At 66.9% G+C, this 13,085-nt stretch carries 10 protein-coding genes and 1 pseudogene; 5 read left to right on the top strand and 6 right to left on the bottom strand.

The window, feature by feature from the left end; translation table 11 throughout:
• Positions 1–49: 49 nt before the first annotated feature.
• Entirely contained in the window at positions 50–1,252 is a 1,203-nt protein-coding gene (locus R5H29_RS03295; RefSeq protein ID WP_111099267.1) for an amino acid aminotransferase, read from the bottom strand.
• Between the two features lie 172 nt (positions 1,253–1,424).
• Here R5H29_RS03295 and R5H29_RS03290 point away from each other — a divergent pair, with 172 nt between their 5' ends.
• Entirely contained in the window at positions 1,425–3,515 is a 2,091-nt protein-coding gene (locus R5H29_RS03290; RefSeq protein ID WP_134732002.1) for a TonB-dependent receptor family protein, read from the top strand.
• Positions 3,516–3,596: 81 nt separating this feature from the next.
• On the opposite strand, the gene R5H29_RS03285 is transcribed toward R5H29_RS03290, so the two are convergent.
• A complete protein-coding gene (locus R5H29_RS03285) occupies positions 3,597–3,935 on the bottom strand; it encodes a hypothetical protein (RefSeq protein WP_332328729.1) in 339 nt (112 codons plus the stop codon).
• Positions 3,936–4,083: 148 nt separating this feature from the next.
• On the opposite strand from R5H29_RS03285, the gene R5H29_RS03280 reads away from it, so the two are divergent.
• The 3 genes and pseudogenes from R5H29_RS03280 to ligD all read left to right on the top strand — a co-directional run.
• Positions 4,084–4,482, top strand: coding sequence for a hypothetical protein (locus R5H29_RS03280; RefSeq protein ID WP_021204615.1), 399 nt, complete (start codon positions 4,084–4,086; stop codon positions 4,480–4,482).
• Positions 4,483–4,645: 163 nt separating this feature from the next.
• Positions 4,646–5,566 (top strand): Ku protein, encoded by a 921-nt coding sequence (locus tag R5H29_RS03275; protein ID WP_021204616.1) that lies wholly within the window; start codon positions 4,646–4,648, stop codon positions 5,564–5,566.
• Positions 5,567–5,675: 109 nt separating this feature from the next.
• Positions 5,676–6,623 (top strand): annotated as a pseudogene (gene ligD / locus R5H29_RS03270) (non-homologous end-joining DNA ligase); the annotation flags it as partial.
• A gap of 75 nt (positions 6,624–6,698) precedes the next feature.
• On the opposite strand, the gene R5H29_RS03265 reads toward ligD, so the two are convergent.
• From R5H29_RS03265 to R5H29_RS03250, 4 genes are all read right to left on the bottom strand, one after another.
• Positions 6,699–7,091 carry a hypothetical protein gene (locus R5H29_RS03265; protein WP_332328733.1) on the bottom strand — a complete coding sequence of 131 codons (393 nt, stop codon included), beginning with the start codon at positions 7,089–7,091 and terminating at the stop codon, positions 6,699–6,701.
• Between the two features lie 103 nt (positions 7,092–7,194).
• Positions 7,195–8,223: an alcohol dehydrogenase AdhP gene (gene adhP / locus R5H29_RS03260; RefSeq protein WP_180877398.1), complete on the bottom strand. Its 1,029-nt coding sequence runs from the start codon at positions 8,221–8,223 to the stop codon at positions 7,195–7,197.
• A 96-nt stretch (positions 8,224–8,319) separates the two neighbouring features.
• Positions 8,320–8,958 (bottom strand): bifunctional 4-hydroxy-2-oxoglutarate aldolase/2-dehydro-3-deoxy-phosphogluconate aldolase, encoded by a 639-nt coding sequence (gene eda / locus R5H29_RS03255; RefSeq protein ID WP_155028731.1) that lies wholly within the window; start codon positions 8,956–8,958, stop codon positions 8,320–8,322.
• Entirely contained in the window at positions 8,945–9,964 is a 1,020-nt protein-coding gene (locus tag R5H29_RS03250) for a sugar kinase (protein ID WP_155028732.1), read from the bottom strand. The genes eda and R5H29_RS03250 overlap by 14 nt, the downstream gene beginning before the upstream one ends.
• A 285-nt stretch (positions 9,965–10,249) precedes the next feature.
• Between R5H29_RS03250 and R5H29_RS03245 the strand changes: the two genes are divergently transcribed.
• On the top strand, positions 10,250–13,000 hold the full coding sequence (locus R5H29_RS03245) for a TonB-dependent receptor (protein WP_029550752.1): 2,751 nt from the start codon (positions 10,250–10,252) through the stop codon (positions 12,998–13,000).
• The last annotated feature ends 85 nt before the right edge of the window (positions 13,001–13,085 follow it).

The raw sequence follows: 13,085 nt of genomic DNA, 5'->3' as shown, positions 1-13,085 counted from the left end.
ACAAAGGCGCCTTTCGGCGCCTTTGTCCTCAAGCCACTGGAGCGTTGCTTCAGCCCTTGGCGACGGTGGCCACGGCCTTGGCGACGTATTCCAGGTTGTTCTGGTTCAGCGCGGCCACGCAGATGCGACCGGTGCCGACGGCGTAGATGCCGAACTCGTCGCGCAGGCGCTCGACCTGCTCACGGCTCAAGCCGGAGTAGGAGAACATGCCGGCCTGCTCGTTGATGAAGCCGAACTGCGGGGCACCTGCAGCGGCCAGCTTCTCGACCAGGCCCTGGCGCAGGGCATGGATGCGCTCGCGCATCTCGGTCAGCTCCTGCTCCCACATCGCGCGCAGTTCCGGGTGGGTCAGCACGCCGGCCACCAGCGCAGCACCGTGGGTGGATGGGCTGGAGTAGATGGTGCGGATCACGCGCTTGACCTGCGACTGCACCGCCTTGGCGTCAGCGGCGGTCGGCGCCACCATCGACAGCGCACCCACGCGCTCGCCATACAGCGAGAACGACTTGGAGTACGAGTTGGCGACGATGAAGCTGTCGATGCCGGCTTCGGCGATGATGCGCACCGCGGCGCCGTCCTGCTCGATGCCCTTGTCGAAGCCCTGGTAGGCCATGTCGATGAAGGGGAACAGCTGCTTGTCCTTCAGCAGCTGTGCGACCTGCTTCCACTGGGTGACCGTGAGGTCGGCACCGGTGGGGTTGTGGCAGCAGGCGTGCAGCAGCACCACGGTGCCGGCTTCCAGCTTGCCCAGGTCCGCCAGCAGGCCGTCGAAGTTGACGCCGTGGGTGGTCGGATCGAAGTAGGTGTAATCCAGCACCTCGAAGCCGGCCGCGCTGAACACGGCGCGGTGGTTTTCCCAGCTCGGGTTGCTCAGCGCAACGGTGGCGTGCGGCAGCAGCTTCTTCAGCACGTCGGCGCCGACGCGCAGCGCACCGCTGCCACCAACGGTCTGCGCGGTGGTCACGCGGCCAGCGGCCAGCAGCGGCGAATCCTTGCCGAACACCAGCTCACGCGTGGCCTGCGTGTACGCCGGCAGGCCGTCGATCGGCAGGTAGCCGCGCGGTTTGGCTTCAGCGGCGAGCTGCTGCTCGATCTGCTTGACGGCGCGCAGCAGCGGAATGCGGCCGCTCTCGTCGTAGTAGATGCCCACACCCAGGTTGACCTTGGTTGGGCGGCTGTCGGCGTTGTACGCCTCGGTCAGGCCCAGGATCGGGTCACCTGGGACCAGTTCCACGTTTGCAAAGAAGGACACGGCGGTACTCGTTCGGTAGACGGAAAGGGGGAGGAAGTGCGCTACGCGGTCTGCGGCGTTTCGGCCGGAAACAGCCCATCGTAACAAAGCCTGCCGGGGGCTGGCCGCCGCCATCGTCATCCACGGCCCCGTACCATGGCGTGCGTTGCCGCCCGACCCATCAACCTGAATCATGAAAACTGCCGCACGCCGCCGTAGCCTGCCGCTTTCCGCCCTGCTGCTGTCGCCCTGGGCGGTGATGGCCGCGCCTGCGCCCACCGCCCTGCCGGCGGTGCAGGTACAGGCTGCACGGGTGCCGGGCATCGACCCGTTCGCGCTGCCGGCCAGCCAGGACACGGTCTGGATCGATGCCGGCCGCGCTGGCACCGGCGCGCAGCTGTCCGAAGCGCTGGCTGGGGTACCCGGTCTGCTGGCGCGCGACCGGCAGAACTTCGCCCAGGACACCCAGCTGTCGATCCGTGGCTTCGGCGCGCGTTCGACCTTCGGGGTGCGCGGGGTACGGGTGTTGATCGACGGGGTCCCTGCAACCATGCCCGATGGCCAAGGCCAGCTGTCACATGCCAGCCTGCTTGGTGCCGAACGCATCGAGGTGCTGCGTGGGCCGTTTTCCGCGCTCTACGGCAATTCCTCCGGTGGCGTGCTGCAGGTCTGGAGCGAACAGGGCCAGGCCGGCGACCCGTGGCGGTTGCGGCTCAGCGCCGGTGCCGACAACACGCTGAGCGTCGGTGCACAGCTGAAGGGTGCCGGCCAAGTACTGGACTACAACATCGCCGCCAATCACTTCCGCACCGATGGCTGGCGCGATCACAGCCAGGCACGCCGTGAATCGCTCAACGCGCGCATCGGGGGCGAGCTGGGCGGCGGGCGGCTGGAGCTGTTGCTCAATGCGCTTGATGCACCGGATGCGCAGGACCCGCTGGGCCTGACCCGTGCCCAGGTGGCGGCTGATCCGCGCCAGGCCACGGCAGTCGCGCACCAGTACAACACCCGCAAATCGGTGCGCCAGCAGCAGGCCGGCCTGCGCTGGACACGTGAAACCGGGCCGCAGCGCTGGCAGCTGATGGGCTATGCCGGCCAGCGCGCGGTACGCCAATACCTGCCGATCCCACCGACCGCCCAGGCCAACCCCCTGCATGCCGGTGGGGTGATCGATCTGGAGGGCGGCTACGGCGGGTTGGACGCGCGCTGGGGCTGGCAGGGTGACCTTGCCGGCCGGCCGCTGGACCTGGTGGCCGGGCTCAGCGCCGACCGCCAGCGCCAGCATCGCACCGGCCATGAGAACTTCCTCGGCAGCGCCCTGGGCGTGCGTGGACGGCTGCGTCGTGACCAGATCGACGTCGTGCAGAACGTGGACCAGTTCGCCCAGGCCTGGTGGCAATGGAGCCCGCGCTGGTCGTTGCTGGCCGGCCTGCGCCACAGCACCGTGCGTTTCAACTCGGACGATCGCTACATCACCGCCCGCAACCCGGATGACAGTGGTCACCGGCGCTACCAGGCGACCACGCCGGCGGCCGGGATCAGCTTCGAAGCGAGCCCGCAGTGGCGGCTGCACGCGGCGGTGGGACGTGGCTTCGAAACGCCTACCTTCAACGAACTGGGCTATCGCGCCGACGGCCAGGCGGGATTGGCGCTGGATCTGGCGGCCGCCCGCAGCCGCAATCTGGAGATTGGAAGCAAGTGGCACGCGCAAGGCGGAGCCCAGCTCGATGTCAGCGTATTCCGCGCAGATACCAACGATGAGCTGGCAGTTGCCAGCAATATCGGCGGGCGCAGCACCTATCGCAACATCGGCCGCACCCGCCGCCAGGGCATGGAACTGCAGTACCGGCAGCCGCTGGGCGAACAGCTGGAACTGCAGCTGGCATGGACCTGGCTGCAGGCTCAGGTGCGCTCGCCCTACCTGACCTCGAACACCTTGGTCGCCGCAGGCAGCCGCCTGCCCGGCGTGCCCCGCCAACAGGCCTTCGCACGCCTGCAGTGGAGCCCCGCTGAGTGGCAGTGGGCGCTGGAGGCCTCGGCCAGCAGCGATACTGTGGTCAATGACGTGGCCACCGAGCGCGCGCCGGGCTACGCCCTGCTGCACCTGGAAGCCGGCCGTCGATGGACGCTGCCGGGCGGTGAGCTGCGCGCCTTCGCCCGGCTGGAGAACGTGCTGGACCAAGCCTACATCGGCTCGGTGATCGTCAATGACGGCAACGGGCGCTTCTATGAGCCGGGACCGGGACGGCGAGCCAACGTCGGCCTGCAGTGGTCGTGGCGCTGAGTTGGTAGTGCCGGCCGCGGGGCGCCCAAGCGTTTTGCACGGCCGCCCACGGGGGGGCGGCCCGGCGCCCCCCACTACCGGTCAGTCGGGGGTCTTGGCCGGCACGAACGGCGAGGTCGGGTCGCTGGCAGGGAACGTCTCCTCCAGCGCCTCGTCCTGGTTGTCGCTGGCGCGCTGCTTGCGCTCGCGGCGCTTGAGCGGGCTCTCCTGGCCACCACGGTGGCGGTCACCGCCATCCTTGCGGTCCTGGGCCGCCTGTTCAGCCTCGTGCTTCACCGGCAGGTGGTCATGCTCGGCATCGAAGAACGGCGCGCCGGTGCCGCGGTAGTCGGCGTTGTCGGCATCGCGCTTGCCGCGCTGCTCGCCGGGAATGGGCGGGTGGTTCTCCCGCAGCGGGTCTCGCGAGGTCTCTCGGCTCATGGTCTGGTACCTGCCCTTGGGGGGGATTCCACTACACCGCCCCGCAGGTAAAGCCGTTGCGAACCTGGCGTCATGAACATCTCGCTCACCCCCCGGTAACGGCACCGCGCGTATTCCTGCCCACCCGCCCCCGCTGCAGGAGCCGGCCATGCCCCGTCTTGAACGACCCGCACCGTCCGTGTTCAACGCCCTGCTCGATCCACTCGGCCAGCGCACTGCCCAGCGCCGCACGCGCCGCCAGGAAGATCCGCAGGCGGTGGCGCAGGACTACCTGCAGTACATGATCAGCGACTACGAGGAGAGGCGTGGCCAAAGCCACCGCAACTGGCGCGATCTGTGCCCGGTATATGCCTTCGCGCTGACGACCCATGCCGCGGATTGGCCACGCGGTGATGCTGCCGATACCTGCGAGGAACTGGCCGAGCATTGGGAACAGATGCGCGGGCAGTCGCGGCTGGGCTGGTCGCAGGCACGCCCGGTCGTGGAGGACGCCTGGCGCGCGCTGGACCATATCCCGGCGGCGGCGGTGAGGCCGTTGCTGCAATAATGCCGGCCGCTGGCCGGCAACCCCGGGAAACTTCAGGCCGCGAGTTCCGCCGGCCAGTGCCCGGCACTACCGTTTTCCGTAGAACCCGCGTGCACGGTATCGACACGGGTGGTTTACACCGCCCATCCGAAGCTGGATGCCCTGCTCCGCCAAAGGTACGCCCATGGCCCGCCCGATCTGGACTGGCACGCTCTCGTTCGGCCTGCTCAATGTGCCGGTGTCACTGATGTCCGGAGAGCGCAAGGTCGATCTGCAGTTCCGCATGCTCGACTCCCGCGATCGCAAGCCGATCCGCTTTGAGCGGGTCAACGCCGATACGGGCGAGGAAGTTCCCTGGAAGGACATCGTCAAGGCCTACGAGTACGACAAGGGCAGCTATGTCGTGCTGGAGGAAGGCGATATCCGTTCGGCGGCACCAGAAAGCCACGAGGCCGTAGAAGTGGAATCGTTCGTGGATGCATCGCAGATCGATCCGCGCTACTACGAGAAACCGTATCTGCTGGTGCCCGGCAAGAAGGCCGAGAAAGGCTATGTGCTGCTGCGCGAGACCCTGCGCAGCACCGGCAAGGTCGGTATCGCGCGGGTGGTCGTGCGCACACGCGAGTACCTGTGCGCGGTGATGCCGCATGAGGACGCACTGGTGCTGATGATCCTGCGCTATCCACAGGAACTGGTGGATCCGGAGGAGTACAAGCTGCCCACCGGCAAGCTGTCCGACTACCGCATCACCAGCAAGGAAACGGCGATGGCCGAACAGCTGATCGAGTCGATGGCCGGCGACTGGGATCCGTCGCAGTATCACGATGAATTCCGCGAGCGCCTGCAGCAGGTGTTGAACAAGCGCATCAAGTCCAAGGGGGGTACCACGCGGGTCGACGATGAGCCTGCACCGCGCGAGGACGCCAGCACCAATGTGGTCGATTTCATGGCGCTGCTGCAGAAGAGCCTGGATGCCAACAAGCGCACGCCAGCGAAAAAGACGGCAACGCGGAAAGCAGCCACCAAATCCACGGTAAAGAAGGCAGCCAAGAAGGCTGCGAAGAAAGCTGCAAAGAAGACCGCTGCACGCCGCAAGGCAGGTTGAGCATGTCGTTGGAGCAGTACCGGCGAAAGCGCCGACCTGGCGGCGGCGCAGGGCAGACGCCGGCGCCTGACGACACGCCCGCGCAGGGTGATCCGACGCGGCGGCCTACCTGCGCCAGGCTGGTTTCAAGCGGCTGCGCAGCGACACGCCGAAGGAGGACCTTGGAATGAACATCGCAGATACCGAAGCTGGAGGCGAGGTCCAGATTACTCATCCGGAGCGGGTGGTTTTTCCAAAGCAGAAGCTGACCAAGGGCGCCGTGGCCGACTACTACCAGCGCATGGCGCGCTGGATCCTGCCGGAAATCAGCGCGCGTCCGCTGTCACTACTGCGCTGCCCGGACGGCGTCGGCAAGGCCTGCTTCTTCCAGAAGCACCATGGTGCAGGTCTGGGCGATGCGGTACATGCGGTGCCGCTGCAGCAGAAGAGCGGGCGCGAGGATTACGTTTACATCGACGACGCACGGGGCCTGCTGCAGCTGGTGCAGATGAACACCCTGGAGTTGCATCCCTGGGGTGCAACCGTCGCCGACCCCGAGCATCCGGATCGGCTGGTGTTCGATCTTGACCCTGGAGAAGGCGTCAGCTGGGCACAGGTGAAGGCCGCTGCGCGTGACGTCCGTGACCGCCTGCAGGAGGCCGGCCTGAAGAGCTTCGTGCGGTTGTCCGGTGGCAAGGGCGTGCACGTTGTGGTGCCGCTGCAGCCCAGGGCCGACTGGGAACAGGCCAGGGTGTTCTGCGAGGCATTTGCCCGGGCGATGGCGGAGCGCGCGCCGGACCACTACGTGGCGACCATGAGCAAGGCCAAGCGTGGCGGCGTCATCTTCATCGACTGGCTGCGCAATACGCGGGGCGCCACCAGCGTGTGCTCGTGGTCGCTGCGTGCGCGTGAAAGTGCCGGTGTGGCGGTACCGCTGCGCTGGGAGGAACTGGCACGCGTCGGTGCGGCCGATGCGTTTTCGATGGCCAAGGCGCTGGCGCGCGCGAAGCGGCTGAAAGCGGATCCGTGGCAGGGCATCGATGCGTTGAAGCAGACGCTGCCGCGGATGGACCTGTAGAGCCGAGCCTATGCTCGGCTGCCTGTGTAAATGTGCATGAAAGCCGAGCACAGGCTCGGCTCTACAGGGGCGGCATCACCTTGCATCGCGCGAGGGACGACGGTCAAACCACCAGCCGGCCAGCAATTGCAGCGGCAGCGACGCCAGCAGCGAAATGACGAACCAGAGCGGGAAATCCGCACCCGCCGTCCACATGGCGTAGCCACAGCCCAGCGCGACCAGCGACCAGATCGAGAAGCCGTGCGAACGCGGCCAGCAGGGCGCGTAGTAGGTGGCAAAGGCGATACCCGCGATGCCACCGAGCACGCTGAAGGCCAGGTCCCAGCCCAGCTGCGCGCTGTTGTTGTCCGGCGGCATGCCCAGCAGCGGCGGCAGCCAGCTGGCGACGCTGCTCACCAGCGCAAGTGAAAGTACACCGCCGAGCAGGGCAACGATGGACAGGAACAGGATCTTGAGCACGCCGGGCATGCACGCATTGTACGGCCGCGCGAGTGCCCGCTGGCGATGAATCGGCATGGCCGCCGCGTCCGTGGGAGAGGGGGACGGAGCGGCGGCGGCCATGCACGGAGGGTCAGGCGGCGAAGTCCAGTACGACGCGGCCTTCGATGGTGCCCGCGTGCATGCGTGCGAACACGTCGTTGATGTTTTCCAGGCGATCGGTGCTGACGGTGGCGGCGACCTTGCCCTCGGCAGCGAACTGCAGCGATTCCTGCAGGTCCAGGCGGGTGCCGACGATCGAGCCGCGCACGGTGATGCCGTTGAGCACCATGCCGAAGATATCCAGCGGGAAGTTGCCGGGCGGCAGGCCATTGAGCGAGACAGTGCCGCCGCGGCGGACCATGCCCAGTGCCTGCTCGAACGCCTTCGGCGACACCGCGGTGACCAGTGCACCGTGTGCGCCACCGATCTCCCTCTTCAGGAAGGCGGCCGGGTCGGTGGTACGCGCGTTGACGGTGACCTGCGCGCCGAGCTGCCGCGCCAGCGCCAGCTTGTTGTCATCCACGTCCACCGCCGCCACGTTCAGGCCCATTGCGCGGGCGTACTGCACGGCCATGTGGCCCAGGCCACCGATGCCGGAGATCGCCACCCAGTCACCGGGCCTGGTGTCGGTGACCTTCAGGCCCTTGTAGACGGTCACGCCGGCGCACAGCACCGGCGCGATCTCCACGAAGCCCACGTCCTTTGGAAGCAGGCCGACATAGTTGGCATCGGCCAGTGCGTACTCGGCGAAGCCGCCGTTGACCGAGTAACCGGTGTTGCGCTGCGTTTCGCACAGCGTTTCCCAGCCCCCCAGGCAGTGTTCGCAATGGCCACACGCCGAGTACAACCAGGGGATGCCGACCCTGTCGCCTTCCCTGACGTGCCCGACCCCGCCACCCACGGCCACGACGTGCCCCACGCCCTCGTGACCGGGGATGAACGGCGGGTTCGGTTTGACCGGCCAGTCGCCCTCGGCGGCGTGCAGGTCGGTGTGGCAGACACCACAGGCCTCGATCCTGACCAGTACCTCGCCCGCCCCCGGGCGTGGTACCGAGACTTCCTCGATGACCAGTGGCTTGCCGAACTCACGCACGACAGCGGCCTTCATGGTGGAATTCATGTTCGGATCTCCGTAGTGCGCTTGCCCACAGAATGACGCCGGCACGAGGCCGGCGCTTTGATCACGATCAAACCTTTGAAGATCCGTGCGCCGGGTTCAGCTGGCCAGCACCGAGGCCTCGCGGGCGAGGCGCTCGATGGCCTCCCAGTCGCGGGTCTGCAGCAGTGCCGGCGTGGTCAACCACGAGCCACCCACGCACAGCACGTTGGGCAGGTGCAGGAACTGCGGCGCGGTCTGCGCGCTGATGCCACCGGTCGGGCAGAAGCGCACGTCGGCGAATGGACCGTGCCAGGCCGCCAGCAGCGCGGCACCGCCGGCCTGCACGGCGGGAAAGAACTTGAACGTGTCTTGGCCGTGCTCCAGGCCCAGGATCAGGTCCGAGGCCGTGGCCGCACCGGGCAGGTACGGCAGGTCGGCATCGTGCGCGGCCGCGTACAGTGCCGGCGTGGCGCCGGGGGACACCGCGAAACGCGCTCCGGCCTGCTTCGCCGCCTGCATCTGCGCCGGGGTAAGCACGGTGCCGGCACCGATCACCGCGTCCGGTACGGCCTCGACCATGGCCGTGATCGCGTCCAGCGCCTGCGGCGTGCGCAGGGTCACTTCGATCACCGGCAGGCCGCCGCGGAACAGGGCCTGGGCCACTTCGACCGCGTCATTCACGTCTTCGGGGGTGTACACCGGAATCACCGGTGCCAGTTTCAGGACCGCGCGTACGCGCGGATCAGCGGCGGACATCGAATCGCTCCTCGCCCATCAGGGCCAGCACGTCAGCTTCGCTGACAGGATTGAAATCGCCGGGGATGGAGTGCTTCAGCGCCCCGGCGGCCAGGCCGAACCGCACGGTGGCGTCGGCATCAAGGCCGGACAGGATGCCATGCAGGATGCCGGCCGCGAAGGCATCACCGCCACCGATGCGGTCGACGATGCCCTGCAGATGACGCAGTGGGGCCTGTGCGCGGGTTCCGTCGCAACCCAGCAGCACAGCGCCCAGCACATGGTGGTCCACGCTCAGCACCTGCCGCTGCGTGCAGGCCATCCACTGCAGTTGCGGAAAGGCACCGAACGCGGCGGCAGCGGCCGCGTCGATCCGCTCCATCAGGTCCGGCTGGGTGAAGCGGGTGCCCAGTACGACCTCCATGTCGCGGTAGTCGGCGAACACGATGTCGGCCTGCGCGAACAGTTCGCGCAATACCGCCTGCGCATCGCCTCCCCAGCGCTGCCAGAGGCGGGGCCGGAAATTGCCGTCGAAGGAGACGCGGACACCGGCCTGTCTTGCCGCGCGCGCCGCCGCCAGCGTGGCCGCCGCCACGTGCGGGCCCAACGCCGGGCTGACCCCGGAGACGTGCAGCCACTGCGCGTCCTGCAGCAGCGCTGGCCAGTCGTAGTCGGCTGCAGCGCTGCGCGCGAACGCCGAATCCGCGCGGTCGTAGACCACTTCGCTCGCGCGCTGTACCGCGCCGGTGGTGAGGAAGTACAGGCCCATGCGGCCCTCGGCGTCCTCGCGCACACCGCGCGTATCCACGCCGTGCCGCCGCAGTTCACCCAGTACATGCGCCCCCAGCGCATTGCCGGCCACGGTGCTGACCATGGCCACCTGATGTCCAAGCCGGGACAGCGAGACACCCACGTTGGCTTCGGCCCCTCCCACATGGACCTGGAGTTGCGGCGACTGCAGCAGCAGTTCGTTGCCGGGGGCACCCAGGCGCAGCAACAACTCTCCAAAACACACGATACGACCCATCTCAGCTCCTTCACGCGTGCCACCAGCATGGGACACTGCATGGCGTGTAAGTGGACCACGCGAGGGGCGTGGCGATTGGCTAGCGGTGTCATTCTAGACCGAAGACGCCTTGAGAGCGCTTGGGCGATATGTCGAAACCTTTGTCCTGCAAGCGTCTTGGAGACATTGCAAATCTGTTGCGGTGCAAGATGCCCGATCCCGGTGGTGCTGCTAACGTCGGTTTTGACTAGCGGTGTCATTTCGCCGCGCAGCTGCGATACCAGACCTTTGGGAGAGGGGAAAGGCATGCAATCTCGGATCCATGGAAAAAAGACACCGGTTACCTTGCTGGCCCTGGGGGTGGGACTCGCCCTGTCCACCAGCGCGGCCGCCCAGCAGCAGACCGCTACCGACCTGGACACGGTGAACGTCACAGGCTATCGCGCCAGTGTCGAAAAGGCGCTGGACATCAAGCGCGGCGAGGCCGGCGTGGTCGATGCCATCGTCGCCGAAGACATCGGCAAGTTTCCCGACCTCAATCTGGCTGAATCGCTGCAGCGCATTCCGGGCGTGGTGATCACACGCGAAGCCGGCGAAGGCCGCAACATCTCGGTGCGCGGCCTGGGCCCGGATTTCACCCGCGTGCGCATCAATGGGATGGAAGCGCTGACCACCGTCGGCGCCGGTGACCAGAGCGGTGGTACCAACCGCGGCCGCGGTTTCGACTTCAACGTGTTTGCCTCGGACCTGTTCTCGCAGCTGGTGGTGCGCAAGACCGCCTCGGCCGACGTCGAGGAAGGCTCGCTGGGTGCCACTGTCGACCTGCGCACCGCGCGCCCGTTCGACTACGACGGCTTCACCTTCGCCGCAAGCGGCCAGGCCGGCTACAACCAGATGGCCGAAAAGGCCGACCCGCGGCTGGCCGCGCTGGTCTCCAACACCTTCGCCGATGGTACCTTCGGCGCCCTCCTGTCGGTGGCCTACTCCGAGCGCCAGGCACTGGAGGAAGGCTCCAACACCGGCCGCTGGGCCAACGGCCCGAGCAATGGCAACTTCGCTGCGTCATCGCCGTTCGCCGCCGCACGCGCCGCTGATGTATTCCACCCGCGCTTCCCGCGCTACGTGCAGATGGAACACGAGCAGAAGCGCCTGGGCGTGACCGGCTCGCTGCAGTGGAAGCCCAGCGATGCCAGTGAAGTATCGCTGGACATGCTGTACTCGAAGATCGATGCCACCCGCGACGAGCAGTACATCGAAGCGATTTCCTTCAGCCGTGGCAGCAGCAGCACCCCGCGCCTGGTCGGCAAGCCGAGCACCATCGTCAGGAACGGCGAGATCCGCAACGGCGCGCTGCTGTACGGTGAATTCGACAACGTCGACATCCGTACCGAGAACCGCCACGACGAGTGGAGCACCGAGTTCAAGCAGATCAGCCTGAACGGCCAGCACCGTTTCGGCGACGACTTCACCGTGTCCGGCAAGCTGGGCATCTCGCGCTCCAGGCACGAGAATCCAGTGCAGACCACCGTCATCATGGACAAGTACGACGTCAAGGGCTACAGCTACGACTACCGTGGCAACAGCCGCTTCCCGATCCTCAACTACGGCATCGACCCGACCGACCCCAACGGTTGGGAACTGGCGGAAATCCGCCTGCGCCCGCAGTACGTGGACAACGACTTCGATACCGGCCAGATCGACTTCAACTGGAACATCAGCCCCGGCTTCCGCCTGAAGGGCGGCGTGCTTGCCAAGGACTACACGTTCAAGACCACCGAACTGCGCCGTGCCAGCGAACTGGCCGTGCCGACCTTCGCCAGCGGCAGCAGGATCGTGCCCGTGGACATGATCAACCAGGCCGGCCTGAAGGGCATCAATGGCAATCCGTCCAACTGGGTGGTGCCGAACCTGGATGCAATCGCCGACCAGTTCGACATCTACAGCAACAGCGGCATCTATGCCGTCGCGCCGCGCGCCAACAACGTGCGCAGCGTGGAAGAGAAGGACCGTGGTGCCTACCTGATGGGCGAGTTCAGCACCGAAATCGGCTCGCTGCCGCTGTCGGGCAACTTCGGCGTGCGCTACGTGCGCACCAGGCAGACCTCCACCGGGCTGTCGACGCTGGCCAGTGGTACCACCTCCACCACCGCCACCCGCACCTACGATGACACCCTGCCCTCGTTCAACCTGGTGGCCGAGGTCACGCCCGATTTCCTGATCCGCCTGGGTGCGGCCAAGGTCATGACCCGCCCGGGCCTGGGCAGCCTGACGCCAGGTGCAACCGTGGCCGTGGCCGGTGGTGCGCGCACCATCTCCAGCGGCAATCCCAACCTGGACCCGACGCGCGCCACCAATGTCGACCTGGGCTTCGAGTGGTACTTCGCCGAAGGCGCGATGGCGGGCCTGGGCCTGTTCTACAAGGACATCGAGACCTCGGTGCAGACCCTGCGCGAGAACCGCCCGTACACCGACAGCGGCCTGCCTGCCGAACTGCTGACCGGTACCGGCGCCTCGCCCACCGACGACTTCACCTTCACCCGGCCAGTCAATACCCCCGGCGGTGAGCTGTACGGCGCCGAGGCGAACTACACCCAGCCCTTCACTTTCCTGCCGGGCAAGTGGTCGAACCTGGGCGTGCAGCTGAACTACACCTGGGTCGAATCGAAGATCCAGTACATCAACTCGGCTGGCCAGCCAGTGATGAAGAACGATCTGCTGGGCCTGTCCAAATCGTCATGGAACGCAACGCTGTTCTACGAAGGCGAGACCTTCGCTGGCCGCGTCTCCGCCACCAACCGCGATGACTACCTCACCCAGGTGCCCGGTCAGGAAACCGGCTTCAACCTGGACGGCTACCACGGCATGACCGGCACCACGGTCATTGATGCGTCCATCCGCTACAAGATCAGCGACCAGCTGGAACTGAGCCTGGAAGGCATCAACCTGACCAACGAAGCCTCGGATGAATGGGTGTACTCGCCCGCCACCGGCCGCCTGCCACTCCAGTACACCGAAACCGGCCGCCAGTTCCTGCTGGGCGTGCGCTACAAGTTCTGAGCAACGCCGGCGGCGGGTACCGATACGCGCCGCGGTTCGCCATGACCGCTGCTGCGCCGCAAGGTGCCGCTGCGGCGTGGCCTTG

Source organism: Stenotrophomonas sp. A3_2 (assembly GCF_036624925.1).
Classification (GTDB): Bacteria; Pseudomonadota; Gammaproteobacteria; order Xanthomonadales; family Xanthomonadaceae; genus Stenotrophomonas; species Stenotrophomonas hibiscicola.
Note: the sequence above shows the minus strand (reverse complement) of the source record. Positions and strands in the feature narration are given on the sequence as shown.